This window comes from Ramlibacter sp. PS3R-8 (assembly GCF_037572435.1).
Classification (GTDB): Bacteria; Pseudomonadota; Gammaproteobacteria; order Burkholderiales; family Burkholderiaceae_C; genus Ramlibacter.
Genome location: NZ_JBBHGT010000003.1, coordinates 628,916 through 654,612 on the forward strand (window position 1 = coordinate 628,916; position 25,697 = coordinate 654,612).

Annotated in this window: 27 protein-coding genes; 12 read left to right on the forward strand and 15 right to left on the reverse strand. The window is 69.7% G+C overall.

Features of this window, described 5'->3' with window-relative positions:
• Window positions 1-39: 39 nt before the first annotated feature.
• Window positions 40-1,812, reverse strand: a complete 1,773-nt coding sequence (locus tag WG902_RS14515; RefSeq protein ID WP_340060827.1) for an ABC transporter transmembrane domain-containing protein — start codon at window positions 1,810-1,812, stop codon at window positions 40-42.
• Window positions 1,813-1,918: 106 nt separating this feature from the next.
• On the opposite strand from WG902_RS14515, the gene WG902_RS14520 reads away from it, so the two are divergent.
• The 7 genes from WG902_RS14520 to WG902_RS14550 all read left to right on the forward strand — a co-directional run bounded on the left by WG902_RS14520 (window position 1,919) and on the right by WG902_RS14550 (window position 8,154).
• Window positions 1,919-2,497, forward strand: coding sequence for a hypothetical protein (locus tag WG902_RS14520; protein ID WP_340060828.1), 579 nt, complete (start codon window positions 1,919-1,921; stop codon window positions 2,495-2,497).
• A gap of 32 nt (window positions 2,498-2,529) precedes the next feature.
• On the forward strand, window positions 2,530-3,741 hold the full coding sequence (locus WG902_RS14525; RefSeq protein WP_340060829.1) for a CaiB/BaiF CoA transferase family protein: 1,212 nt from the start codon (window positions 2,530-2,532) through the stop codon (window positions 3,739-3,741).
• A 23-nt stretch (window positions 3,742-3,764) separates the two neighbouring features.
• A complete protein-coding gene (locus WG902_RS14530) occupies window positions 3,765-4,739 on the forward strand; it encodes a Bug family tripartite tricarboxylate transporter substrate binding protein (protein ID WP_340060830.1) in 975 nt (324 codons plus the stop codon).
• A 285-nt stretch (window positions 4,740-5,024) separates the two neighbouring features.
• Window positions 5,025-5,786, forward strand: a complete 762-nt coding sequence (locus tag WG902_RS14535) for a hypothetical protein (RefSeq protein ID WP_340060831.1) — start codon at window positions 5,025-5,027, stop codon at window positions 5,784-5,786.
• A 104-nt stretch (window positions 5,787-5,890) separates the two neighbouring features.
• A complete protein-coding gene (locus WG902_RS14540) occupies window positions 5,891-6,139 on the forward strand; it encodes a PepSY domain-containing protein (RefSeq protein ID WP_340060832.1) in 249 nt (82 codons plus the stop codon).
• A 15-nt stretch (window positions 6,140-6,154) separates the two neighbouring features.
• Window positions 6,155-6,826: a response regulator transcription factor gene (locus WG902_RS14545; protein ID WP_340060833.1), complete on the forward strand. Its 672-nt coding sequence runs from the start codon at window positions 6,155-6,157 to the stop codon at window positions 6,824-6,826.
• The gene (locus WG902_RS14550; RefSeq protein WP_340060834.1) at window positions 6,823-8,154 is read left to right on the forward strand and encodes an ATP-binding protein; all 1,332 of its coding nucleotides are present in this window, start codon (window positions 6,823-6,825) and stop codon (window positions 8,152-8,154) included. The genes WG902_RS14545 and WG902_RS14550 overlap by 4 nt, the downstream gene beginning before the upstream one ends.
• A gap of 108 nt (window positions 8,155-8,262) precedes the next feature.
• Here the strand turns inward: WG902_RS14550 and WG902_RS14555 are convergent, their stop codons facing one another.
• Window positions 8,263-8,712 carry a hypothetical protein gene (locus tag WG902_RS14555; protein ID WP_340060835.1) on the reverse strand — a complete coding sequence of 150 codons (450 nt, stop codon included), beginning with the start codon at window positions 8,710-8,712 and terminating at the stop codon, window positions 8,263-8,265.
• A gap of 56 nt (window positions 8,713-8,768) precedes the next feature.
• Between WG902_RS14555 and WG902_RS14560 the strand changes: the two genes are divergently transcribed.
• From WG902_RS14560 to WG902_RS14580, 5 genes are all read left to right on the forward strand, one after another.
• Entirely contained in the window at window positions 8,769-9,122 is a 354-nt protein-coding gene (locus WG902_RS14560; protein ID WP_340060836.1) for a DUF2946 family protein, read from the forward strand.
• A gap of 64 nt (window positions 9,123-9,186) precedes the next feature.
• Window positions 9,187-10,146 (forward strand): transporter, encoded by a 960-nt coding sequence (locus tag WG902_RS14565; RefSeq protein WP_340060837.1) that lies wholly within the window; start codon window positions 9,187-9,189, stop codon window positions 10,144-10,146.
• An 8-nt stretch (window positions 10,147-10,154) separates the two neighbouring features.
• Entirely contained in the window at window positions 10,155-10,613 is a 459-nt protein-coding gene (locus WG902_RS14570; protein WP_340060838.1) for a thioredoxin family protein, read from the forward strand.
• 145 nt (window positions 10,614-10,758) lie between these two features.
• On the forward strand, window positions 10,759-11,403 hold the full coding sequence (locus WG902_RS14575) for a hypothetical protein (RefSeq protein ID WP_340060839.1): 645 nt from the start codon (window positions 10,759-10,761) through the stop codon (window positions 11,401-11,403).
• 16 nt (window positions 11,404-11,419) lie between these two features.
• Window positions 11,420-12,316: a reductase gene (locus tag WG902_RS14580; RefSeq protein ID WP_340060840.1), complete on the forward strand. Its 897-nt coding sequence runs from the start codon at window positions 11,420-11,422 to the stop codon at window positions 12,314-12,316.
• Between the two features lie 13 nt (window positions 12,317-12,329).
• Here WG902_RS14580 and WG902_RS14585 read toward each other — a convergent pair whose 3' ends face one another.
• The 13 genes from WG902_RS14585 to WG902_RS14645 form a co-directional block, all read right to left on the reverse strand.
• Window positions 12,330-13,631 carry a TRAP transporter large permease gene (locus WG902_RS14585; RefSeq protein WP_340060841.1) on the reverse strand — a complete coding sequence of 434 codons (1,302 nt, stop codon included), beginning with the start codon at window positions 13,629-13,631 and terminating at the stop codon, window positions 12,330-12,332.
• 2 nt (window positions 13,632-13,633) lie between these two features.
• A complete protein-coding gene (locus tag WG902_RS14590) occupies window positions 13,634-14,131 on the reverse strand; it encodes a TRAP transporter small permease (protein WP_340060842.1) in 498 nt (165 codons plus the stop codon).
• Complete coding sequence (locus tag WG902_RS14595; protein WP_340060843.1) at window positions 14,131-15,159, reverse strand: TRAP transporter substrate-binding protein; 1,029 nt, start codon at window positions 15,157-15,159, stop codon at window positions 14,131-14,133. Before WG902_RS14595 ends, WG902_RS14590 begins: the two co-directional genes overlap by 1 nt.
• Window positions 15,160-15,269: 110 nt before the next feature.
• Window positions 15,270-16,811, reverse strand: a complete 1,542-nt coding sequence (locus WG902_RS14600; RefSeq protein WP_340060844.1) for an acetolactate synthase large subunit — start codon at window positions 16,809-16,811, stop codon at window positions 15,270-15,272.
• A gap of 40 nt (window positions 16,812-16,851) precedes the next feature.
• Entirely contained in the window at window positions 16,852-17,073 is a 222-nt protein-coding gene (locus WG902_RS14605) for a DUF3820 family protein (RefSeq protein WP_340060845.1), read from the reverse strand.
• A 43-nt stretch (window positions 17,074-17,116) separates the two neighbouring features.
• Window positions 17,117-17,542 (reverse strand): GlcG/HbpS family heme-binding protein, encoded by a 426-nt coding sequence (locus WG902_RS14610; RefSeq protein WP_340060846.1) that lies wholly within the window; start codon window positions 17,540-17,542, stop codon window positions 17,117-17,119.
• A gap of 17 nt (window positions 17,543-17,559) precedes the next feature.
• A complete protein-coding gene (locus tag WG902_RS14615) occupies window positions 17,560-19,275 on the reverse strand; it encodes a thiamine pyrophosphate-binding protein (protein WP_340060847.1) in 1,716 nt (571 codons plus the stop codon).
• Window position 19,276: 1 nt separating this feature from the next.
• Window positions 19,277-20,245: a Bug family tripartite tricarboxylate transporter substrate binding protein gene (locus tag WG902_RS14620; RefSeq protein WP_340060848.1), complete on the reverse strand. Its 969-nt coding sequence runs from the start codon at window positions 20,243-20,245 to the stop codon at window positions 19,277-19,279.
• A gap of 53 nt (window positions 20,246-20,298) precedes the next feature.
• Window positions 20,299-21,849, reverse strand: a complete 1,551-nt coding sequence (locus WG902_RS14625; protein WP_340060849.1) for a bifunctional 3-(3-hydroxy-phenyl)propionate/3-hydroxycinnamic acid hydroxylase — start codon at window positions 21,847-21,849, stop codon at window positions 20,299-20,301.
• The gene (locus tag WG902_RS14630; protein WP_340060850.1) at window positions 21,846-22,715 is read right to left on the reverse strand and encodes a fumarylacetoacetate hydrolase family protein; all 870 of its coding nucleotides are present in this window, start codon (window positions 22,713-22,715) and stop codon (window positions 21,846-21,848) included. Before WG902_RS14630 ends, WG902_RS14625 begins: the two co-directional genes overlap by 4 nt.
• A gap of 46 nt (window positions 22,716-22,761) precedes the next feature.
• Window positions 22,762-23,661, reverse strand: coding sequence for a VOC family protein (locus WG902_RS14635; RefSeq protein ID WP_340060851.1), 900 nt, complete (start codon window positions 23,659-23,661; stop codon window positions 22,762-22,764).
• Window positions 23,658-24,677 (reverse strand): amidohydrolase family protein, encoded by a 1,020-nt coding sequence (locus WG902_RS14640; RefSeq protein ID WP_340060852.1) that lies wholly within the window; start codon window positions 24,675-24,677, stop codon window positions 23,658-23,660. Before WG902_RS14640 ends, WG902_RS14635 begins: the two co-directional genes overlap by 4 nt.
• 2 nt (window positions 24,678-24,679) lie before the next feature.
• Window positions 24,680-25,651, reverse strand: a complete 972-nt coding sequence (locus tag WG902_RS14645) for a Bug family tripartite tricarboxylate transporter substrate binding protein (RefSeq protein ID WP_340060853.1) — start codon at window positions 25,649-25,651, stop codon at window positions 24,680-24,682.
• Window positions 25,652-25,697 lie beyond the last annotated feature (46 nt).

Below are 25,697 nucleotides of genomic sequence, written 5' to 3' on the forward strand. Positions count from 1 at the left end.
CCGGTTGTTTGGTTTGGCGCCCGCATGCGATCCATCGCATCAAGACATGAACTGCAACCCCGCCAACCGCGCATAAACCCCCCCGGCCGCCATGAGTTCGTCATGTCGGCCCGTCTCCACGATCCGGCCATGGTCGAGGACGACGATGCGGTCGGCTTTCTGGACGGTGGCGAGGCGGTGGGCGATGACCAGGGTGGTGCGGTCGCGCATCGCCGACTCCAGCGCCGCCTGCACCATCCGCTCGCTCTCCGCATCCAGCGCACTGGTCGCCTCGTCCAGCAACAGCAACGGCGGATTCTTCAGCATCGCCCGCGCGATCGCAATGCGCTGGCGCTGGCCGCCGGACAGGCGCACGCCGCGCTCCCCCAGGAACGTGTCGTAGCCCTCCGGCAAGGCCCGGATGAAATCATCGGCGAAGGCTCCGCGGGCCGCCGCATGCACTTGCGCATCGGTCGCCCCCGGGCGCCCATAACGGATGTTCTCGATGGCCGTCGATGAAAAGATCACCGGCTCCTGCGGCACCAGGCCGATGCGCCCGCGCAAGTCCTGCAGGCGCTGCCGGCCCACCGGCACGCCATCGAGTTCGATCGTTCCCTGCTGCGGATCGTAGAAGCGCAGCAAGAGCTGGAACACCGTGGTCTTGCCAGCGCCGCTGGGGCCGACCAGCGCCACCGTCTCGCCGGGCCGCACGGCCAGGCTGAAATCCGCCAGCGACGCGGTGGCGGGCCGGGACGGGTAGTGGAAGCGCACCGCGTCGAAACGCACGCTGCTGCCCGCCTGCGGCGCCGGCGCCGACACGGGCTGCGCCGGCGACACCACCGGGGAGCGGCTGGACAGCAATTCCATCAGCCGCTCGGTGGCACCCGCGGCCCGCAGCAGGTCGCCGTAAACCTCTCCCAGCACGGCCACAGCGCCCGCGAAGATGCCCACGTACAGCGCGGCCTGTCCCAGCTGGCCGGCGGTGATCGTGCCGCGCAGCACGGCTTGCGTGCCCTGGTACAGGCCCCACAGCATCAAGGCGGCATTGGCGATGATCACGAAGGCCACGAGAATGGCCCGCGCCCGGGTCCGCCGCACGCCGGTGCGAAAGGCGTTGTCGGTGGCCGCCTGGAAGCGCGCGGCCTCGCGGCTTTCCGCTGCGTGGCTCTGGACCACCGGAATGGCGTTCAGCACCTCGGCGGCGATGGCGCTGGAGTCCGCCACCCGGTCCTGGCTGGCGCGGGACAGGCGCCGCACCCGCCGGCCGAAGACCATGGCGGGCAGCACCACCAGCACCACGACCAGCAGCACCTGGACCATCACGTAGGGGTGCGTCACGACCAGCATCCCCAGGGCGCCGAGCCCCATCACCAGGTTGCGCAGGCTCATCGAGAGGGACGACCCGACCACCGTCTGCACGAGGGTCGTGTCGGTGGTCAGGCGGGACAGCACCTCGCCGGTCTGCGTGCTCTCGAAGAACTCCGGGCTTTGGTCGAGCACGTGGGCGTAGACCGCGGTTCGCAAGTCCGCCGTCACGCGCTCGCCCAGCCAGCTGACCACGTAGAAGCGGCCGGCGGAGAACAGGCCCAGGGCCACCGCAACCGCAAAGAGAAGTAAAAAGTGTTCACGCAGGGCGACCAGGCGGGTCCCCGGATCGGCCGCCATGCCGCGGTCGATCATGCTGCGCAGCGCCACGGGAAACACCAGCATGGCCGCGGCGGCCAGCAGCAGCAGCAGCGCGGCCAGCGCGATCCGCCCCCGGTAGGGCCGCACGAAGGGCAGCAACCCGGACAGCGACTGGGGCGAGCGGGCAGGTTCGGCGGGACGCGGCATCGCGGGAGTGTAGTCACCGACCCGGTGGCGTCCCGGACGGGCGACTTTCAGGGTGCCTGACACAACCCGCAACGCATGGCCGCGCCGCTGCTACAGTGGAAGCGCCATGGCCTTTTCTCTCCCGCCCAAGAAAAACCCCGCCCGCAAGGACGAACTGGACCGCCCCTGGGTCGCGGGGGACTCCATTCCGGCAGGCGACGCGGTGCACAAGGACAGCGATTCCGGATGGGCGCTGTGGAACGAGGCGTCGCAGGTGCACGAGCGCAAGTTCATGCCCACCGCGCCCATGACGGCGCCCGGCAAGCTGTCCACCGAAAACCCCGCCTGGGCGGCCACGCAGCCCGCCGGCATGCAGCAGCGCCCCGGCCCGATCCCGAAATCGCAGCCGCTCTTCACGCTGGAATCCGCCATGCTGGTCGCGCGCCGCAACAACCGCGTGTGCCCACGCCCCGAGCGCTGGAACGAGTTGTCCAAGCTGCTGCCGCCCCGCAAGACGCTGCGCGGATCCCAGCAACCGCCGGTTCCCATCACCGGCCCGGCCTGGGGCGCAACCCCGGCGCTCACCAAGCGCCTGTGCTTTCGCGAGCAGATCGAGTGGGCCGAAAGCCAGGGCGTGCTCGAGAACGTCGTGGCCTTCATGCAGACCATGTCCGAAGCGGAATGGCTGCACATGGGCGAAGACTAGCCGCCGCGAGGGCCAGCGCGCCCGGGTCCCAGATGGAGACAGCAAACACCAAGGAAGCCGGCCCGCTCGCGGGGTTGAAGGTGCTGGAGCTCGGCCAGCTCATCGCCGGCCCGTTCGCCGCCAAGACGCTGGGCGACTTCGGCGCGGACGTCGTGAAGGTCGAGCCGCCCGGGGCCGGCGATCCGCTGCGCAACTGGCGGCTGCTCAAGAACGGCACTTCCGTGTGGTGGCAGGTGCAGTCACGCAACAAGAAGTCGCTCGCGCTGGACCTGCGGCAGCCGGAAGGCCAGGACATCGTGCGCCGCCTTGCGCTCGATGCCGACGTGCTGGTGGAGAACTTCCGTCCCGGCGCGCTGGAGGGCTGGGGGCTGGATCCGCAGCAGCTGGTGCAAGCCAATCCTCGCCTGATCGTGCTGCGCATCAGCGGCTACGGCCAGACCGGCCCGTACCGGGACCGGCCTGGCTTCGGCGTGGTGGGCGAGGCCATGGGCGGACTGCGCCACCTCACCGCCGAGCCCGGCCGCGTGCCCGTGCGCGTCGGCGTGAGCATCGGCGACACGCTGGCCGCGCTGCATGGCGTGATCGGCATCCTGTCCGCGCTGCACGAGCGGCAACGCTCCGGCCGCGGCCAGGTGATCGACGTGGCGCTGTACGAAGCGGTGTTCAACTGCATGGAAAGCCTGCTGCCCGAATACAGCGCGTTCGGCGCCGTGCGCGGACCGGCCGGCAGCGCCTTGCCCGGCATCGCACCCACCAACGCGTACGCATGCAGCGACGGCTACGTGCTCATCGCGGGCAACGGCGACAGCATCTACAAGCGGCTGATGACGGCGATCGGTCGTGCGGATTTCGCCAACGATCCGGCGCTCGCCGACAACGCGGGCCGCGTCAAGCGCGTCGATGAGATCGACGCGGCGATCGGCGCCTGGACCGCCTCGCGCACGGTGGACGCAGCGTTGACAGTGCTGGAGGGCGCCTCGGTGCCGGCCGGCCGCATCTACACCGTGGCCGACATTGCCGGCGATCCGCACTACGCGGCGCGCGGCATGCTGCAGGACATCCGCCTCGACGACGGCGAGCCGCTCACGGTGCCCGGGGTCGTGCCGAAACTCTCCCGGACGCCGGGCGCGCATCGCCGCAACGCCCCGCGCCTGGGCCAGGACACCGACGCCGTGCTGCACGAGCTCGGCCTCACCGAAGAACAGATCGCCGGGCTGCGCAGCCGCGGCGTGATCGCCAGCTGACCGACAACACACGGAGACACCCCATGCACCGCCGCCCCCTCCTTGCCCGCGCCATCGCCGCCGCGGCCTGTGCCTTGCTCTCGCCGCTGGCGCTGGCGCAGGCCTATCCGGCCAAGCCCATCGCCTTGATCGTGCCCAACCCGCCCGGCGGGCTGGTGGACACGTCCGCGCGCATCGTCGCCGACTCGCTGGGCAAGGTGCTCAACCAGAGCGTGGTGGTCGACAACCGCGGAGGCGGCAGCGGCAACGTCGCTTACGGCTTCGTCGCCCGCGCGCCGGCCGACGGCTACACGCTGCTGACGTCCTATTCCGCCTACCACGTGGGCAATCCGTCGCTGTCGCCGCGCCTGCCGTGGGCGCAGAAGGACTTCACGCCGATCGCCCTGGTGACGGTGGCCACCAACGTCATCGCGGCGCATCCTTCGGTGCCGGCGAACAACCTGCAGGAGTTCATCGCCCACCTGAAGAAGAATCCGGGCCGCCTCAGCTACGCATCGCAAGGCAACGGCTCGGTCTCGCACATCGGCACCGAGATGTTCAAGGCGCAGACCGGCACCAGCATGGTCCACATCCCGTACAAGGGTTCGGGCGATGCGATCCGCGATGTGCTGTCGGGGCAGGTGCAGGTGTTCATGACGACGCCGCCTTCGGTGATGGGCCACGTGCAGCAAGGCAAGCTCAAAGGCTTTGCGGTGACAGGCAAGACGCGCCACCCCGGCCTGCCCAGCGTGCCCACCACGGCGGAAGCCGGCCTGAAGGGCTTCGAGCTGGAGTCGTGGGTGGCCATCTTCGCGCCCGCCGGCACACCGCCCGACGTCGTCGACAAGCTCACCACCGGCATCCGCCAGGCACTCGATTCGCCCGAAGCGAAGACGCGCGCCACCACCGCCGGCATCGAGCTGCGCTACCAGCCGCCGGCGGCGCTGGATGCGATGGTGAAGAGCGAAACGGAGTTCTGGGCGAAGACGATCAAGGCTGCGAACATCACGGCCGATTAGCACCGCAACGCTCTACGGCCAAACCCAACAGCCGGACGCAGAAGACGCAGAAGTTGCGCAGAAGGCGCAAAAGAACAGCCAAAAATTTTCTTTGGTTTTTTCTGCGTCTTCTGCGTCACTTCTGCGTCTTCTGCGTCCGGTATTCCGGCTGTTGGTTCTGCACGAAGCGTTACAACTTCCCTCGCCAACGCCCCCTCCACGTTCAGGAAGCGTTCACGGGCCCCCGCGCAAACTTCCCTCCACGCCAACACAACCTGGCGCCTTTGTTCAACCTGGAGGTGAATCATGCAAGCTACTCTTCGTACCCGCCGTTTCGCAGCTGCCCTGCTGCTGTCCCCCATCGCCGCCGCCATCGTGGCCACCCCTGCGCTGGCGCAGCAGTACGGCGCCGGCCAGCGCGCCAACAGCGTGGTGGCCGCGCAGTCGCCGGTGATCGAGCGCTTCTCGGTGCGCGCGCTCAGCATCGAGCCGGGCCGCGACATGCGCTTCCGCCTGCTGGGCTCGCCCGGCGCGAAGGCCCAGATCGACATTCCGAAGGTGGTGCAGAACATCCCGCTGCGCGAAGTGAAGCCGGGCGTGTATGAAGGCTCCTACACGATCCGCGTGCGCGACGACCTGAGCGAGATCGACCGCGCCGTGGCGACGCTGCGCAACGGCCCCATGGCCACCACCGCGCGTGTCGCGCTGGAAGGTGAGGGCGCGCAATGGCCCGACCGCAACGGCCCCCGGGTCGTGGACATCACGCCCAACAACGGCCAGCACGTGGGCGAGCGTGGGCGCACGGAAGTCTCTGCACGCTTTGCCGACGAGCGCAGCGGCGTGGACCTCTCCTCCGTGCGTCTTCGCATCGACGGCGATGACGTCACCCGGCAATCACGGGTGACCGCCCACCAGGTGACCTTCGAAGCCAACCTGCGCCAGGGCCGGCACCAGGCCGAGCTGGTGGTGCGTGACCGCGCCGGCAACGTGACGCGCACCGCCTGGAACTTCGTCGTCAACAACGACATCCGCGGCAACAACGGCGTCAGCCTCGGCTACGGCCGCTAAGCCGACAGGGGGCGGCCCGCGCGGTCCGCCCCCTTGCCGCGCCCGCCGCGCCCGCAGCGCGATTACCATCCCTGACTGATCTGACGATCGACCGGTGACCGACCATGCCGTACGCTGTCCGCCTTCTCCTTTGCGCCGCGCTTGTCGCGGCGTTCGGGCCTGCCTCGGCCGAGGCCAGCCGCGACGACGCCGCGGCGGCCGCGCTGCGCGTTGCGAGCGGCCGGGTGCTGGCGGTGGACCGCGCGCAGTCCGGCGACCGGCCGGTCTGGCGCGTCAAGGTGGTCACGGCGGCCGGCGAGGTGCGCGTGATCGTGATCGACTTTGCCAGCGGACAGCCGGTGCCACCCCGCTGACCCGGCCGCCCCCGCATGCGCCTGCTGCTGATCGAAGACGACACCGCCCTGCGACAAGGCCTCAAGCGCCAGTTGGAGGCCGATGGCTACCGGGTGGACGAAGCCGCGGATGGCGAGGAGGGCCTCTTCCTTGCGCGTGAATATCCCTTCGACCTGGCGATCGTCGATCTCGGCCTGCCCAAGCTGAACGGCCTGACCATCGTGCAGCGCCTGCGCGGCGAGGGCCGCGCCACGCCGATCCTGATCCTCACCGCCCGCAGCACCTGGCAGGACAAGGTGGTCGGCCTGGAAGCGGGCGCCGACGATTACCTGGTCAAGCCTTTCGAATACCCCGAGCTGGCCGCGCGCGTCAAGGCGCTGCTGCGCCGATCGCTCAAGGCGACCACCGACGTGCTGGTGCTCGGCCCCGTCAGCATCGACCTGTCGACGCAGGCCGTGCGCCTGGAGGGCGCGCCGCTGGAATTGACGGCCTACGAATACCGCCTGCTGGAATACCTGGTGCGCGAGCGCGCACGGGTGGTCACCAAGCAGGAGCTGTCGGACTATCTCTATCCGCACGGCGACGACCGCGACAGCAACGTGCTGGAGGTGTTGATCGGCCGGCTGCGGCGCAAGCTGGATCCGCAAGGCACGCTGGGCCCCATCGAGACGTTGCGCGGCCGCGGCTACCGCTTCACCCTGGAATGAAGCCGGGCTACTCGATCCGCGCCCGCCTGCTGCTCGGCGCCGCGCTGGTGCTGCTGGCCTTCCTGGCCGGCGCCGGCTTCGCCGTGCAACGCGCGCACGCGGACAGCGTGCTCGACGCGCACTACGCCCGCCTGCAAGGCACGGTCTACCTGCTGCTGGCACGGGCGGAGATCGACGAAGCCGGCGCGCTGCAGATGCCGCAGGAATTTGCCGAGCCGCGGCTGACGCTTCCGGGCTCGGGCCTGTACGCCGCCATCACCCACGTCCGGCGCAACGAGGAATGGCGCTCGTCGTCCAGCGTCGGCCAGGCGCCGCCGTTTCGTCGCGCCCAGCCGGTGGGGCGGTGGAGCTTCGGCACGGCGGAGCAGGGCAAGCGCGGGTTCCTGGCGGCGACGTACGCCGTGAACTGGTCGGGGCCCGCCGGGCTGACACCGTTGGTGCTGAGCGTGGTGGAGGACCGCGCGGGCTTCGACCGCGAGATCGCCACCTTCACGCGCACGCTGTGGCTGTGGCTGGGCGGCGCGGCGCTGCTGCTGCTGGCGGCGCAGACACTGCTGCTGCACTGGGGCCTGCTGCCACTCAAGCGAGTGGCCGGCGAAATCCGGCGCGTGGAGAGCGGGGACCAGGACGGCATCCAGGGCCGTTATCCGGCCGAGCTCTCGGGCCTGACCGACAACCTCAACACGCTGATCCAGCAGGAGCGGGTGCGGCAGGCGCGCTACAAGGAGGCCCTGAGCTTCCTGGCGCACAGCCTGAAGACGCCGCTGGCGGTGCTGCGCAACACGCTGGGCGAGCCGCAGCAGTTGCCCGCCGTGGTGGCGCAGCAGGTCGACCGCATGGACGACATCGTGCAGCACCAGCTCGGTCGCGCGGCCGCCAGCGGCAGCGCGCGCTTCGCCCGTCCCGTCCTCGTGGGACCGGTGCTCGAGCGCATCCGCGAGGCCCTGGGCAAGGTCTACGCGGACAAGGGCGTCGGCATCACGCTGGACGCGGCGCCCGGCCTGGCGTGGCGCATCGCCGAAGCGGACCTGTTCGAGATGATGGGCAACCTGATGGACAACGCCGCCAAGTGGGCGAAAACGCGGGTGGTGGCGCGCGCCTGGCGCGAGGGCGCGGCCTTGCGCCTGCGCATCGACGACGACGGCCCCGGCTTCAGCGACACCGAATCGATCCTGCGGCTGCACGTGCGCCTGGACGAGCGCGTGCCGGGCCACGGCGTCGGGTTGGCGGTGGTGAACGACCTGGTGGCCAGCTACGAAGGCCAGATGAAGCTGGAACGCGCGGAGCTGGGGGGAGGGCGCGTCGATATCACGTTGCCGGGACGGTAATCTGCACCGGGGTTCGGCTGCGCGCTCACCGCCGGCCTACCGCTCACGGCCGGCCTACCGCTCGCCGCTCGCCTACCGCCCACCGCCGGCCTACGGCTCGCCGCCGGCCTACGGCTGCGTATCTGCGGCGACCCGCTCGTAGCGGATGCGGTTGCCGTGGATGTGGTCCACGCCGACGAATTCGTTGCGCGTCTCGAAGCGGATCTCGAAGGTGGCGAAGGGCAGGTTCAGGCGGGACGGCGGCTCGCCATTCATCAGCGTGTACTTGCGCTTGAGGTTGGTGCCGTCGTAGATCCAGGTGCCCTCATGGTTCTGCGTGGTCGCCTTGCCCGCCGCATCGACGATGCGCACCGTTTCCTGGAAGACACCGTCCGGCCGCAGGACCAGGATGCGCCGGGCACGGATCGCGGCCTCGTTCGACTCGCGCAACCAGGTGCCGTGCAATTTCTGCTCCGTGTCCTGCGCTTCGCCCGCGGATGGAGCGTCGCATCCGCCCAGCAGCAGACCGGCCGCCAGCAACATGGCGGCGCAGCGGGCGGGGAGAACAGGGCCTGGCATGGACCGACTATCGCAGGATGCCGGCCACGCCGATGCGCAACTGCATAATCCGGGGGATGCACAGCCTGCGCCGCGCCCGCCACCTTGCCGCAATGGCATTGGCGTGGTTCGTCCTGTCGCTGGGCATCGCGGTGATGGCTCCTGCGCTGGCGGGCCCTGCGCTGTTCGACGACATCTGTTCCGTCGACAGCGCGCGGGCAGCCGATGGGCAGCGGCATTCGGGCTCCGGGCCCGACCACGTGGTGCACTGCCCGGCCTGCCTGAACACCGCGGCACCGCCACCGGTGGATGCCGTGGCGGTGGTGCACATGCATGCGCCGGCGTCCGGGCTGCCCCTTGCGGCCCAGCCGGCGCCGCACCAGGCGCCGCCCGCGCCCTGGACGGCGCGCGGCCCTCCCTTCCTCTCCTGATCCTCCGCTTCGCTGGCCGCCGCCTGGACGGCCGCATTTCCTTCTCGCATCAGGAGAATCGTTCGTGCGTCTTCTTTCCGCCACCGTGCTCGCCGCATCGGCGTGCGCCTTCACCCCCATCGCCCAGGCGAGCTGCGGCTCCGCCTTCTGCTCCGTCAATACCGACTGGGCGTCCGACGCCCTGGGCCTGTCCGATGGCAGCGTGCTCGACATCCGCTACGAGTACATCCCGCAGGACCAGCCCCGCACCGGGTCGAGCCGCACCAGCGTCGGCGCCATTCCACGCCATCACGACGAGGTGCGCACCATCAACAACAACCTGCTTCTCAACTACAGCCGCGGGTTCGCGTCGGGCTGGGGCTTTTCGGTACAAGCGCCGCTGGTGGATCGCGAGCACCTGCACATCCACAACCACGACGGCGGCCAGATCGCCGAAGAGTGGAAGTTTCGCGAGCTCGGCGACATGCGCATCACCGGCCGCTACCAGGCGCCGCTGGGCGAGCAGGAACGCGGCCCGCGCAATGCCGGCGTGGTGTTCGGCCTGAAGCTTCCCACGGGCCGCACGGACATCGCCAACGACGCCGGTGACGCCGCCGAGCGCAGCCTGCAACCCGGCAGCGGGACAACGGATGCGGTGCTCGGCGCCTTCTTCCACCAGCAGTTCGCGGCCAGCGGGGCAGCATGGTTCGCCCAGGCGCAGGTGCAGCACGCGCTCGCGGAGCGCCGCGGCTTCGCGCCCGGTACGCACTGGACGCTGGACCTGGGGTACTCCATGGGCGTCGCGGCGAAGCTGTCGGCACTGCTGCAGCTGAACGCCGTGGTGAAGCAACGCGACCGCGGCGCCGAGGCGGAGCCCGACGACAGCGGAAGCCGGGCGCTGTTCCTGAGCCCGGGCCTGGCCTACGACGTGACGGATGGAACGCGCTTGTACGCCTTCCTGCAGCAGCCGCTGTACCAGCACGTGAACGGCGTGCAGCTGACGGCCAAGCGCGCCTTCACCGTCGGACTCGCCACGCGCTTTTGATGCCGGCCATGCGCAAGATGCTCCTCGCCGCCGTTGTCTGCGTCGCCGCCGTGGGCGCGGCGGCCCAGGGCCTCGACGCGAAGTTCGATCCGCGTCGCGACGCCGCCGCTGACGTCGCGCGCGCCGTGGCGCAAGCGGGCGAGCAAGGCAAGCACGTGATCGTCGACGTCGGCGGAGAGTGGTGCGCGTGGTGCCACATCCTGCACCGCTTCATCGCGCGCACCGTGGAGGTGCGTGCCGCGATCGAGGCCGATTACGTCTGGGTCAAGGTGAACTGGTCGCCGGCCAACAAGAACGAGCAACTGTTGTCGGCCTGGCCGAAGGTCGCGGGCTATCCGCACCTCTTCGTGCTCGATCGCAGCGGTCGCGTCATCCGGTCGCAGCCCAGCGTGGAACTGGAATCCGGCACGGACTACGACGTGGCCAAGGTGCTGGCTTTCGTGCGAGACAGCCGGCCCGCGCGCTGATCGGCGCCGGCTGCAATCCCCTGAATGGGTGAGTGTGGGACCTGGTACAACGGGTGAGGGTGGCGGCTTAACCTTCGCTGACGGCTATCGCGCGCTGCGCCTCGGCGCGCTCCACCATCCGGGCAAGAAGAAGACGGAGCGAATCATGGGACTGCGGGACCTGCTGTTCGGCAAGAAGCGTGCGGCCACGAAGGTGGTGGGCAAGCGCTCGTCCGCGCCGCAGTCCGCCAGTTCCAATTCCACGCTGGGCGGCGCCGGCTCCGCGCACTCCGTGCGCAAGGACCTGCTGCGACTGGTGCTGCGCGAAACGCTGCAACGCAACGGCATTCCCTCGGGGTGGCTGTCCGCCGACCTGCTGCGCACCACGACCACCCGGCGCGAGGAGGGCATCCACGTGCGCTTCCTGGTGCGCGAGTGGGTGCCCGGCCTGCTGCAGCACGGCGTGGCCTTCGAAAAGGAATACCTGCTGCGCCTGCTGCTGCTCGACCCGCTGGCGGTCAACTGGTTGATGGGGTTCTCGTGGCAGTTCGTGCTGCGCGATGCCAGCGCCTGTCCAGCGATGCCGCACGCCGGCTCCTGGACGGCCGCGCCCGCGGCGGCGCCGGTGCGCCGGCCGGCGGCGCCGCAGCATTCCGGCGACGTGATCGAAGGGCCGGTGATGATCCCGCAGACGGTGGACAGCGTGCGCGGCGACCTCGACCGGCTGTTCGCGCTGCGCGACGAGGACATGAAGCGCCACGATGGGCATCGCAACACGTACGCCCCCACCCGGCCCGCCAGGCTTTCCTGAGCCGCATACTGCGGCCATGACCCTGGCCGACGACGACGCCCCCATCGCCTACCTGCAGCGCACGCGCGACTGGTACCTGGCGCTCGGCTACGGCAATCCCTACCGGTACGCGCACTTCCAGGAGGTGCCGTTCCACCCCCTGCGCAAGCCGCTGGCGGATTGCGTCGTCACCCTGGTGACCACCGCCGCGCCTTATCAGCCGGACAAGGGGCCGCAGGGCCCGGGCGCGGCGTACAACGCGGCGGCGAAGTTCTTCGAACCGTACACCGGCGACACGGCCACCGATCACGACCTGCGCATCTCGCACGTGGCGATCGATCGCGTGCACACATCGATGGAAGACGCCAACGCCTGGTTCCCGCTGCCGCTGCTGCGCCGCCGCGCCGCCGAAGGCCGGTTCGTCCTGGCCCCGCGCTTCCATGGCGCACCCACCAACCGCAGCCAGCGCCACACGATGGATGTCGACATCCCGCAGATCCTGCAGCGCTGCCAGGAAGACCGCGTCGACGCGGCGGTGCTGGTCGCCAATTGCCCGGTGTGCCACCAGACCTTGAGCCTCGCCGCACGCGCCCTGGAGGCCGCCGGCATTGCCACGGTGCTCCTGGGTTGCGCGCGCGACATCGTGGAGCACGTCGGCGTGCCGCGCTTCCTGTTCTCGGATTTCCCCCTCGGCAACGCAGCGGGGAAGCCGCACGACCCGGTCTCGCAGCAGGACACCCTGGACATGGCGCTGCGCTTGCTGGAAGCAGCGAGCCATCCGCGCACCACCGTGCAGTCGCCGCAGCGCTGGAGCGCCTCCGGCGCGTGGAAGCTGGACTACTGCAACGCCGAACGGGTTGCGCCCGCGGAACTCGCGCGCCTGCGGGCGGAGTTCGATGCGGCGAAGGAAGATGCGAAGGCCGTGCGCGGTTGACCGCGCTTGCCTGCTAACCGATCAACCCCGGCAGCCAGAGCGAGATCGCCGGGAAGGCGCACAGGATCAGCAGCCGCACCACGTCGACCGCGATGAAGGGCATGGTGCCGCGATAGATGCGGCCCAGCGTGATGTCCCGCGCTATCGAGTTGATCACGAACACGTTGATGCCCACCGGCGGGCAGATCATGCCGAAGGTGACCGCCATCACCACGATGACACCGAACCAGATCGGGTCGAAGCCCAGCTGCATCATGGCCGGGAACACCACCGGCACCGTCAGCAGGATCATGGCCAGTTCGTCCATCACGGCGCCCAGGATGAAATAGCCCACCAGCACCAGTGCCAGCACGCCGTACGCGCCGATCGGCAGGTGCACGAGGAACTCCACCGCCTTCTGCGTGAACTGCGTGATGGTCAGGAAATACCCGAACAGGAAGGCGCCGATCACGATGGTCATGATGGCCGACGAGACCCGCAGCGTGTCGATCAGGGCGGCGCGGATCTCCGGCACTTTCAGGCGCCGGCGCAGCACGCCGATCAGCAGCGTGCCGGTGGCGCCCGTTGCGGCTCCCTCCTCCACCGTGAACAGGCCGCCATAGATGCCGCCGAGCACGAACAGGAAAAGCACGATCACCGCCCACAGCCCGCGGATCGAGGCCCAGCGCTGCGGCCAGGTGTGCGCCTCGCCGCGCGGCATCGCTTGCGGGCGCAGCCGGCTGATCAACTGCACGACCACGAAGTAGAACGCGACGCCCATCAGCCCCGGGATCACGCCCGCCGCGAACAGCTTCTTGATGTCGGTCTCGGTCATGATCCCGTAAAGCACGAAGATGACCGACGGCGGGATCATGATGCCCAGCGTGCCGCCCGCGGCGATCAGGCCGGCCGAGAGGCCGGGGTGGTAGCCGGCGCGGCGCATCTCCGGCAGCGCGACCTGCGCCATCGTGGCCGCCGTCGCGACGGAGGAGCCGTTGATGGCCGCGAAGCCGCCGCAGGCCGCCACCGATGCCATGGCCAGGCCACCGCGCAAATGACCCAGCCATGCGCGTCCCGCCGTGAACAGTTCGCGGCTCATGCCGCCGCGCGAGGCGAAAGCGCCCATCAGGATGAACATCGGGATGACGCTCAGGTTGTAGTCGGTCACGACCGAGAGCGGCACGTTGCCCAGCAGGTTCAGGCCCGCCTTCCAGCCTGACAGCGCCCCGAAGCCGCAGACGCCGGCGATGCCCATGGCAATGCCGATCGGCACGCGCACGGCCATCAGCGCAAACATGCCCACGAAGCCCAGCAGGGCGACCAGGTCGCGATCCATCGTCAGGCGGCGCCGCCGGGTTCCAGCGGTTCGTGGCGCAGCGCGTCCTCGTCACCGCGCCAGAGCAGCACGATGCGCACGATGGCCAGCAGCACGGCCACTGTCGTGCCGAGGGCTGCGACCGAATAGAACATCCACAGCGGCATGCGCAGGTCCATCGTGCCTTGCGTGCCGGTGCCCCCCACCTTCACCCACACCATCCAGGCCAGCGGCAACAGGAAGGCGAGGGTGAAGAGCGTGGCCACGATGTCCAGCCGGCGCCGTCCGGCGGGCTCGAGGTGCTCCCACAGCGCATCCACGCAGATGTGGCTGCCGTAGTAGGTGGCCAGCGCCACGCCCCAGAACAGCGCGATGCCCTGGATCATGCGGGCGCCATCGAACCAGTCCGGAATCTGCACGCTGAACAGGTCGCGCAACAGCACGTTGCCGGCCGTGAGCAGCGCGATGGCCAGCAGGAAAAAGGCGGCCACCATTTCGGTGGCCGACAGGATGCGCTTCATCAGTTCGCCTTGCGGCTGTCGATTTCCTTGCGCAGTTCGCCCAGGGCCTGCTGGCTGTTCACGCCACTCTTGGTGACGGCATCGGCCCATTGCGTGTAGACCGGCTCCGCGGCCTTCTTCCACATGTCGACCTGCGCGGGCGTCAGCTTCACGATGGTGTGCCCGGCCGTCTTCTCCAGCTTGTCCTTGCCGGAATCCTCGAAGTCGCCCCAGGCGGCGCCGACCTTGGCGGCCCATTCGTTGTTGCAGTGGTCGTCGATCACCTTCTTCTGGCCGGCCGAGAGCTTGTCGTACCAGCCCTTGTTCATGACCCAGGCGAAGTCGCTGGCGTACATGCGCATGTCGCTGTGGTACTTGACGGCCTTGTCGATGCCGAAGCTGATGACCGAATCCCAGGGGAAGGCCAGCGCATCGGCCACGCCCTTTTCCAGCGCGTCACGCGCTTCGGGGGCGGAGACCTGCACGTTGGTGGCGCCCAATGCCGACATGAAAGCGGCGTTGGTGCCGTTGGACGAGCGGATCTTCATGCCCTTGATCTGGGACGGTTCGGTGATCGGCTTCTTGGAATGCATCGTCCCCACGTGCAGGTGGGCAAAGCAGAACTTCACGTCCTTCATCTCCGCGGCGGCGTACTTGCGGTACCAGGCGTCCAGTGCGGCAGAGCCCGGACCGGGCTTGCCGATCAGGAACGGCAGTTCGCCGGCGGCGAAGACCGGGAAGCGGCCAGCCTGGTAGCCGGGGTTGGCCCATGTCACGTCGGCGATGCCGTCGCGGGCCATGTCGTAGTGGTCGGCTGCCTTGCCGAGTTGCTGGGCAGGGAACAGGGCCACCTTGATGGAACCCTTGGATGCCGCTTCCACCGACCTGGCCCACGGCTCGAAGCCGGTCTTGGCCAGGGAATGGGTCGGGGGCAGCCAATGGGCGAATTTCAGTTCGACCGTCTTGTCCTGGGCCAGCGTGGCGCCGGCCAGGGAGGCAGCCGCAGCGGTGACGAGCAGCTTGGCGCAGAAGGGCAGGTGGGCTCTCAAATCCGGTCTCCTTGGTTATCGAAAGTAATCAAATCAGCGCGGATGCTGACGCACCCCGCGGCGGCGCGGAAGAGTGTTTTCCCGCTGGAGGGTCGCGCAGTCGCGCCGGGCTACACCACCAGCTCGATCAGGAACGGCCCGTCCTGCCCGAAGCTGCGCGCCATGAGCTGCGCGCACTGCTCCATGCTCGTCGCGCGCGCGGCCTCCACCCCCATGCCGCCGGCGAGCTGGACCCAGTCGAGGGCGGGGTCCCCCAGGTCCAGCATGCGCCGCGCCGTTTCGCCGGGCATCGCGCCCACTGCCTTGTATTCGCCCACGAGAATGTTGTAGCTGCGGTTGTTCAGCAGGATGGTGGTGCAGGGCAGCCGTTCGCGCGCCTGCGTCCACAGCGCCTGCAGCGTGTACATCGCCGACCCGTCGGCCTGCAGGCTGATCACGCGCCGCTGCCCACCGGCGGCGATGGCCGCGCCGGTGGCCAGCGGCAGGCCCTGGCCGATCGCGCCGCCGGCCAGGTGCAGCCAGTCGTGCGCCGGCGCCGCGTGCGTGTGGCGATAGAAGCCGCGCCCGTAGGAGACGCTTTCGTCCGAGACGATCGCATGCTCCGGCATCAGCGCGGCGACGGTCTGCGCCAGCTTCTCCGGCGTCGGTGCGCCGGAAGCGGCGTCGGGCCGCGGGCCCGGGTCGGGGATGGGCGCCGGCTTCGCGCCGAGCGCATCGCCGAGCGCGCGCAGCGCCGCCAGCGCATCCTGTTCCGGCCGTGACAGCACATGCAGCTGCGCGTGCGGCGCATATTGCGTGGACGGCTTGCCTGGGTAGGCGAAGAAGTTCACCGGCGGCCGGGCGTTGACCAGCACGATGTGCTCGTACTTCGCCAGCGCCGCCATCGCCAGGTCCGCCACGTAGGGAACGCGCTCCAGCTGCAGCCGGCCGCGTCCGCGCGCCACCTGGGCATTGACATAGTCGGCCATCAACGCCGCCCCCGTGGCCTGCGCCGCGCGCCAGGCCAGCGCCTGGCCTTCGGGCTGCACGGCGGCGCCGGCCAGCAACAGCAGGACGGGACGGCCGCTGCGCAACACGCGCGCGGCGTTCTCGACGGCCACCCCATCGGGCGCCGCCGCTGCCGGCGCCGGCAGTGCCTCGGCCACCACGCCGCCTTCATCCCACGAAGCGTCGGACGGCAGCACCAGCGTGGCGATGCCGCCATTCGCGCTGCGCGCCGCCTGCACGGCTGCAGCGGCGTCGCGCCCGACGTCCTGCGCCCGGGCGCTGGTCCGCACCCAGGCCGACACCCCTCGCGCCCAGCCTTCGGTGTCCGCCGTGAGCGGCGGGTCGAACGGCCGGTGCCAGGTCGCCTGGTCGCCCACGATGTTGACGATGCCGCTGCCGGCGCGCCGCGCGTCGTGCAGGTTGGCCAGCCCGTTGGCGAGCCCGGGGCCGCAATGCAGCAGCGTGCAGGCCGGCTTGCCAGCGATGCGCCAGTAGCCGTCGGCCATGCCGGTCACCACGTTTTCCTGCAGCCCGAGCACGCAGCGCATGCCGGGAATCTGGTCGAGCGCGGCGACGAAATGCATTTCGCTCGTGCCGGGGTTGGCGAAGCAGGTGTCGACGCCGGAGGCGAGGAGGGTACGGACCAGGCTGGCGGCGCCATTCATGCGGTGATTCCTTGCGCCCTGTCGGATGGGCGAGGGGATGTTAAGACCTGCGGCGGCCGGCGCGCAGCGGCGCCAGCAGGTGGCCCAGGCCGTTGTGGTCGATCTCGTGCATCAGCGCCAGCAGCCGCCCGATCTCGCCCGGCGGAAAGCCCTCGCGCGCGAACCAGTTCAGGTAGTTGCCCGGCAGGTCGGCGATGGGCGTGCCCTTGTGCTTGCCGTAGGGCATCTCGACTTCGAGGAGACGGACGAGGGGGTCGGACATGCGCGGATTTTCGCCCAGGCCGGCAGGCGGTCGGCGGGCGCCTTCAGCCGCTGACCAACCCCGCCGCCTGCACGCCCGCCATGCAGATCTCCTCGTCCTCGTCGCCGGTCCCGCCGCTGGCGCCGACGGCGCCGATCACGTGGCCCGCGGCATCCTTGATGAGCACGGCCCCCGTCTGCGGCACGAACTTGCCGTCGCCCACCGCTGCCAGCGCCACGAAGAAATTCGGGTTGTCCTTGGCGCGCTGGCCGAGCACTCGGCTCGAAACGCCCATGCCGACCGCGCCCCAGGCCTTGGCGCGCGCGATGTCGAAGCGGAACATGCTGGCGCCATCCTCGCTGGCAAACGCTTTCAGGTTGCCGGCTGCGTCGATCACCGCGACGCCCATCGGCTTGAATCCCTTTTCCTTCGACTTGGCCAGCGCCGCCTGGATGATCTGCTGCGCCTGGGAGAGCGTGAGTGTCTGCATTTTTCCTGTGTCCTGTGTCAGCGCGTGAGCGCATCGAATCCGTACTTGTTCATGGCGCCGAACATCGGCCCGGCCGGGTGCGGCACGAAGCGGGTGCGGCAGTCCAGCACGGCGGGCAGGCCCGCCGCGACAGCCCGCCGGATGGCGGGCCCGACTTCCTCCACCTGCGTCACCACCTCACCGTGGCAGCCGAAGCCCCGCGCCACCGCAGCATAGTCCGTCCCTTCGAGGCTGGTGCCCAGCTCGAAGTCCAGCTGCATGCGCTGTCCGGCCCGGATGATGCCCCATGCCGCGTTGTTGTGGATGACGCTCACCACCGGCAGGCGTTCGCGCCGCGCCGTGTCCAGTTCAGCCAGCGTGAAACCGAAGGAGCCGTCGCCGGTGATGTTGAACACCGGCCGGCCGGGCTGCTGGACCTGCAGCGCCAGCGCGTACGGCAGGCCGAAGCCCAGGTGGCTCATGCCGGGCTCGTGGAAGCGCGTGCGCACCTCGTGCACCGGCGTGAAGTCGTTGCTCCAGAAAGTGGTGTGGCCGCCGTCGTACACCGCCAGCGCATCGGCCGGCAGCGCCCGGGCAATCTCGCGCGCCAGCGCCGCCGGATGCATCACCTCCGTGCGTTCTGCGGCCAGCGTCGCTAGCTGGTCCTCGTAGCTGCGTCGCACGGCGCGCGCGCTGTCCAGCCAGCCAGGCTCGACGTCTGCAACCGTACCGGCATCCCAAGCATCCAGCAGGTCCTGCAAGGCCTGCTTGGCATCCGCTTGCATCGCCACGGCGTGCAGCGCGGCTTGCCCGAGCGCGGACGGGTCGATGTTGATGTTGATCACCTGGTGCTGGCGCCGGGCGAACGGCCCTTGCGCGTCCCACATCCAGGATGACCAGCGGCAGCCCACGCTGAGGATCACGTCGGCGCGTTCGAACGCCGAGCGCACCGCCTCGCCCGCGATCAGGCCGCCGTGGCCGATGAAATGCGGGCTGTCGCTGGGCACGGCGCCCAGCGCCATCTGCGTCGGCACCACCGGCGCCTGGAGTCGCTGTGCCAGTTCGCGCAGGGCTGGCGCCGCGCCGCTGGCCACGACGCCGCCACCGGCGACGATCAAGGGCCGCCTGGCCGCCCGCAGCAACGCGATCGCCTGCTGCACCGCTGCTGCCGCCGGACGCGGTTGGGACGTCGCCCGATAGCGCTCGGGTGCGAGGTCGAACTCGTCGGCCGCAAAGTCCACCTGCATCGCCAGCACGTCCTGCGGGATGTCCAGGTGCACGGGGCCGGGGCGTCCGGACAGGGCCTCGCGGAAGGCGCGCCGCGCCAGTTCCGGGATCCGGCGCGCATCGTGCACCACGGCGTTCCACTTGGTGATGGGCCGGGTCACCGCCTGCGTGTCCAGGTCCATGAACATGCCGCTGTGCGGGTAGGCCGCCGCGCGGTGCTGGTTGGTGGTGATCGCCAGCAGCGGCAGGTTGTTGGCGAATGCGACGCCGAGGCCGGACGCCAGGTTCAGGCCGCCGGGTCCCATCTCCCCCAACGCCACTGCGACGCCGCCCGACCCCGCGTTCACTGCCGCAGCCATCATCGGGCCGGCGGCCTCGTGCCGCACGCCGACGAAGCGCAGCGCCGGCTGTTCCTGGATGGCGTGCAGCAGCGGCGCGAGCTTGCCGCCCACGATGCCGAAGACGAAGCGCACCTGCTCGGCCAGCAGGATGCGCACCAGCGCCTGCGCGCCCGTCAGCCGGGTCACTTCATTCCTCCGCGGTGAAGCCGGTGGCCTTGGCGACGCCGGCCCACTTCTGCTGGTCGCGCTTGAGCATGACGGCGAAGTCCTCGGGGCTCTGCGTCACCGGCTCCAGGCCGTTCCTGGCCAGGCTCTCCACCATCTCGGGCGAATGCAGCGCTTCGCGCACCAGCGTGTTCAGGCGGCGCACGGTCTCCGGCGGCGTCTTCGCCGGCACGAACAGGCTCAGGTATTCCATCATCGCGATGTCCTTGTAGCCCTGTTCCACCAGCGTGGGCACTTCGGGCAGGAAGCGCGAACGTTCCTGGGTGGTGAGGGCCAACGCGCGCAGCTTGCCGGAGCGGATATGCGGCAGCACTTCGCCGAGCACGTTGAAGCTGACGGGGATCTGGCCGCCCAGCACGTCCTGCAGCAGCGGCGCGCCGCCCTTGTAGGCGACGCTGTTGAAGTCGATGCCGGCCGCCTTCTGCAATTGCATGCCCGCGAAGTGCAGGGCCGAGCCCGCGGCTGGTATGCCGTAGTTGGCCAGCTTCGGGTTCGCCTTGGCCCACTTCACATAGTCGGCGACGGTCTTGATCTCGGCGGGCAGGCCGGGACCGGCAGTGAACACGAAGGCGTAGCTCACCATCGTCGTCACGGGGATGAAGTCCACGAACGGGTCGTAATTGAGCTTCTTGTAGATGCTGGGGTACAGCACCATCGGCGAGCTCGGGATCTGCAGGATCGTCAGGCCGTCCGGCGCCGCGCGCTTGACGTATTCCACGGCGATGCGGCCGCCCGCGCCGGGGCGTGCTTCGACCAGCACGTTGGCGGCATACTTGCCGCGCAGCTTTTCGGTCAGGGGGCGGGCGACGTAGTCGCCCATGCCGCCCGCGGGAAACCCGGAGACGATGAAGGCATTGCCTTGCAATTGGGCGCGGGCGCTGCCGAGCGCGGCGAGGCCGGCGCTGGCGAGAACGAATTGTCTGCGGTCCATGGTTGTCTCCGGTGAGTGCGGGTGATGCCGGGGTGCGCGTCGCGCAACCCGGCCTACGTTGTCAATGCCGCCGCGCCCAGGGCGGCGGCGGCTTCATCGATGAGGGATGGGATCGCGTCCGGCGTGGCGGCCACGCCATACACGTAGTGATCGGGTCGCAGCAGCGCGGCGACGCACGCGTGCCGGCGCAGCCAGGCTTCGGCCACGCCTTCGGCTTCGGCGAACTGCGCGCCCAGCCGCAGCACGTGCAGGCCCGGCCAGACCGCCTCGGGCGCCTGCACGCCGGGCGCCAGCACCAGCCGCCAGCCGTGGCCGGCCACGTCGTCCATGCGCCTGCGCGCGCCGCCCTGCAGCAGCCACGGTTGCGGGAACAGGCTGCCAGGCGCCGCGCCCGCTTCAGCGGACAGCAGGCCGGTTTCCAGGCGCGGCAGGATGTCCTGCCGCGGCGTGTCCTGGACGACGCCGCCGCAATCCGCCAGCAACTTCGCGTCGCGCGCCCGCGCCTTCGCCGGGTCGCGTTCGCAGATCACGGCGCCCACGCCCTTGATGCGGCTGGTGAGCTCGCGCACGTGCGCCTTGCGTTCCGCGCCGTAGCTGTCCAGGAGCGCCTGGCCGGCCGCACCCGTCACTTCGCCGCGCAGCACGGCCGCGAGCTTCCACGACAGGTTGGTGACGTCGCGGATGCCCTGGCACATGCCCTGGCCCAGGAAAGGCGGCTGCATGTGCGCCGCGTCGCCCGCGAGGAACACGCGGTCCTGGCGCCAGTCGCTGGCCACCAGCGCATGGAAACGGTAGCTCGCCTGGCGCCACAGTTTGCCGTCCTCCGGCGTGAGCCAGCGTGACAACAGCTTCCAGGTCGCTTCGGGCGTCGCCACCTGCTTCGGGTCTTCGCCTTCCTTCAACGAGATTTCGAAGCGCCGGTGGTTCTTCGGGCAGATGACCAGCGTGCACGGCCGCTCGGGTTCGCAGTACTGCACGCTCACCTTCGGCAGCTTGGCCAGGCCGCGCTCGTTGACCAGCACGTCGACCACCAGCCACGGCTCGTCGAAGTCCAGGTCTTCCAGTTCCATTCCCAGCTGCGTGCGCACCGCGCTCGACCCGCCGTCGCAGGCAATGGCGTACTTCGCCCGCACCTGCCTGGCGCCGCGCTGCGGATGCAGGACGTCCAGCGTCACGCCCTGCGCGTCCGGCGTGATGCGCGTCATCTCGACACCGAGCTCCACTTCGACGTTCGGCAGTTGCGCGACGTGCTCGCGCAGGATGCGCTCCACCTGCGGCTGCGTGAACACCAGCGACGGCGTGTAGCCCTGCGGGTACGGCGGCGCCACCATCGTCATGCGGCGGATCAGCTGGCCGTCGACGCCGAAGAACTCCGAATTCGTGAACGGCTCGGTGAAGGGCGCCACCGCCTCGGCCACGCCCAGCTGCTGGAACACGCGCATGATCTCGTGGTCCAGCGCCGCGGCCCGCGGGATCTGGTAGACGTCGAGCAGGCGCTCGCAGACGTAGACCTTCAGCCCTTTCTGTCCGAGCAAGCCCGCCGCGACCACCCCCGCCGGCCCGTAGCCGACGATCGCGACGTCATAAACCTCTGGATCCCTCATGCGCCCTCGTTGGCGATCGGGTTCGACAGCAGGCCCACCTTCTCGATGTCGATGTCGATGGTGTCGCCCGCCTTCATCCACACCGGCGGGGTGCGCGCCTGGCCCACGCCCGCGGGCGTGCCCATCACGATCACGTCGCCCGGCTCCAGCGTCAGCACGTCGGCCAGCAGCGCGATGGTCTCGGCCACGCTGAAGATCATGTCGGTGGTGTTCGCGTCCTGCATCACCTGGCCGTTCAGGCGGCTCTGGATGCGCAGGCCGACCGCGCCCGCCGGCAGTTCGTCCGCGGTGACGAGCGCGGGGCCGAAGCCGCCGGTGCGGTCGAAGTTCTTGCCGATGGTCCACTGCGGCGTGCGCTTCTGGTAGTCGCGCACGCTCATGTCGTTGAAGCAGCTGTAGCCGAAGACGTATTGCAGCGCATCCGCTTCCTTGGTGTGGCGCGGCACGGTGCGCCCGATCACCACGGCCAGTTCGGCTTCGTAATCGAACTTGCTGGACACGGTCGGCAGCCAGCCGGCTTCGCCATGCGCCACCAGCGAGGACGCCGCGCGGAAGAAGAACCACGGGTACTCCGGCTTCTCGGTCCGCCCGCCTTCCTTGGCGTGGTCGAAGTAGTTCAGGCCCAGGCAGATGATCTTGCCGGGCTCCGGAACCAGCGGCGCCAGCTTCGCCTTGGCCAGTGGCTGGCGCGCCGGCTTGTCCTTCAGTGCCGTGCGCCCTGCCTGCTGCAGGTCCACGCCGGCTTTCAGTGCGGCGCGCAGGTCGCTGGGCACTTGCGGCTGCGCGTCGTTCAGGTCGACGAGGTCCTGGCCATCGACGAGGGCCAGGCGGGGTGCGCCGTTGCGCAGGTAGGTCGTGAATTTCATGGTGTGTCTCTCTCGTAGGCTGGTGGTGAGCGAAGCGAACCCCAGCTCAGCTGGGAACGAACAAAACTTTTCTTTGGGCTTCCTTCAACGTGGCACCGGGCGGCGGCGAAATCCCCCACTGGTCCACGCGCCCGGCCGGCCACTTCCAGTCCTCGGGCCCGCGCGGCTGGTAGCTCTCATCCACCTGTTCGACTTCGGCCGTGTACTCGATGACGACGCCGAAGGGATCGATGAAGTAGTTGAAGAGGTTGTTGCCGGGTCCGTGGCGGCCCGGTCCCCACTGGATCGGATGCCCCGCATCTCGCAGGCGCCCGCCGCCGCGCATCACCGATTCGAAATCGGGCATCAGGAACGCGATGTGGTTCAGCGCGTCGTTGTCGCTGATGCCGACGGCCAGGGTGTGGTGGTCGCGGTTGCAGTTCATGAACGCGATCGCCACGGTGCGATCGGCCAGCGTGAATCCGAGCACGCTGGAAAGGAACGCCTGTGTCTCGTCGACGGCATGGCTGTTCAGCACGACGTGGGTCAGGCGCTGCGGCTTGTCCTTCACCGGCGGGCCCTCCGCGCGCTGCGCGTCGCCATGCACCACCTGGAACAGGCGGCCGTGCGGGTCGCGCAGCGTCAAGCCGGTGCCGCCGGCGGGGTCTAGCAGCGGCGCCGGCGGGGCCACGATGCGACCGCCGGCCGGCTTCACCTGCTCCGCGATCGTCGCCAGCGCTTGCGCGCTGCGAGCACGCAAGGTCACATGCCGGATGCGCGGCGCCGGTCCGCCGGCGTGCAGGGCCAGCAGGTAGGCATCGCTGCCGCTGCCGCGCAGGTACAGTGCGCCGGCGTCGCGCGACGCGACTTCCAGGTGCCACACCTGCGTGTAGAAGGTTTCCGCCTGCGCCAGGTCCGGCACTTCCAGTGCCACGCTGCGCAGGCCTTCGATCCAGGGTGAGCTCATGCGGTCTTTTTCTCCAGGCCGAGGAAGCGTTCGGCGTTGCCGTGCACCAGTTGCGCCATCGTGGCGGCGTCGAAGCCGCAGGCCTCGATGCGCTCCACCGGCTTGCGCTCATGGAAGTTGAAGGGGTAGTCGGTGCCGACCAGCAACTGCGAGCTGCCGAACGTGTCCGCCAGGTGGCGCAGCGTGGGCGTGTCGAACACCAGGGTGTCGTAGAAGAGGCGGCGCGCCTGTTCGACGGGCGCTTCGCGCACCGCGTCCTGCAGGGCAGGGAACACGTGCCAGCCTTGCTGCAACCGCGGCAGCAGCGAGGCGAGGGTGCCGCCGCCGTGGCTGAAGGCGATGCGCAGCCGCGGCCGCCGCACGATCAAGTTGCTGGTGATGGCGGATGCGGCGGCGAGTCCGACATCGCCCGGATAGGCCAGCACCTGCTGCAATGCGGCAGGGCCGACCAGCCGGTCCATGCCCGCCGGCCGCAACGCGTGCACGAACACCGCCGCGCCCATGGCTTCGCAGGCCTCGAAGAACGGGTCGAGCGCGGGCGCGCCGATGGGCACGCCGTTGATGTTGCTTCCCACCTCGACGCCCGGGAAGCCCAGGGTCTTGACCACGTACTCGAGTTCACGGATCGCCAGGTCCATGTCCTGCAGCGGCACCGCGCCCAGGCCGGCGAGGCTGCCGCCGCTGGCGTCGACCATCGCGGCGATCTGGTCGTTCGTATAGCGCAGCAACTGCTGGGCGTCCGCGGGCTGCATCCAGTACGACAGCAGTTCCGGCATCGGCGAGACGACTTGCAGCGACAGGCCCATGGCCGGCAGGTCCGCGACGCGCTGGGGCGTGTCCCAGCAGCGGTCCGACACGGTGCGGTAGACCTTGCCCGAAATCATCACGTTGCGATGGCACGCGTGCGCCGCTTCCATCGACGGCCACTCCGACGGCACCTGCGAGCCGAGGTAACGCGGGAAATGCTCCGGCACGACGTGCGCATGCACGTCGACGCCGCAAGGACACCCGGCCACCGTCACTCCGCCTGGATGCCGATGGTCTTGACGACCTTGGCCCAGCGCTCGCGCTCGCTGCGCATGAAGCCGTCGAATTCGGCAACCGACATGCGGGGTTCGGCAAGCGAGCCGAGCGTCAACAGGCGCTGCGCCACTTCGGGCTGCTTCAGCACCGCTTCGAGGTCCCGGTTGACGCGCGCGATCACCTCCGGCGGCGTGCCGGCCGGCGCGAACACGCCGTTCCAGCCGGTGTATTCGAAGCCGGGGAAGGTCTCGGCCAGCGTCGGCAGGTTGGGGTGCTCGGAATGCCGTTGCGCGGTGCTGATCGCCAGCGCACGAAGCTGGCCCGACTTGAGGTACGCCGTGACGGCGGCATCCGGCAGGCAGACCAGCTGCACGCGGCCGCCGATCACGTCCTGCAGCGCATCCGGCGCCTTGTTGTACGGCACGTGGTTGAACTTCGCGCCGGCCATGCCCGCCACGCTGTCGGCGAGCATCCCGGAGAAGGTCTTCGGCCCTTCGGTGGCGATGGCGATCGTGCCCGGTTGCGCCTTCGCCCGGTCGATCGCATCGGCGAGGTCCTTCACGGGGAAGCTGGCGCCCGCCGCGATCACGAAGGGGCTGCGGCCAACCAGGCGGACCGGCGCGAAGTCCTTCACGGGGTCGTAGGGCAGCGTCTTGAAGGTGTACGCATTGGTCACCATCGCGGCGGTGGTAGCGTAGTAGAAGGTGTAGCCATCGGCCGGCGAGCGCGCGGCCGCCTGCGCGCCGATGACGTTCTGGCCGCCGGGCTTGTTGTCGATGACGACGGGCTGGTTCCACGCCTTGGCCAGCTGGTCGCCGACATAGCGCGCCAGGATGTCGGGGCCGGAGCCGGCCGGCTGCGAGAGGATGAATTTCACCGGGCGCTGCGGCCAGGCGGGGGCCTGGCCGAAGGCGCCGCCGGCCAGCGGCAACAACAGCCCCGCGCGGGCGAAGTCTCTGCGGTTCATGGATGTGTCTCCGTATCGTGGGGCGCGCCGCGCCGTGGGGAATGCA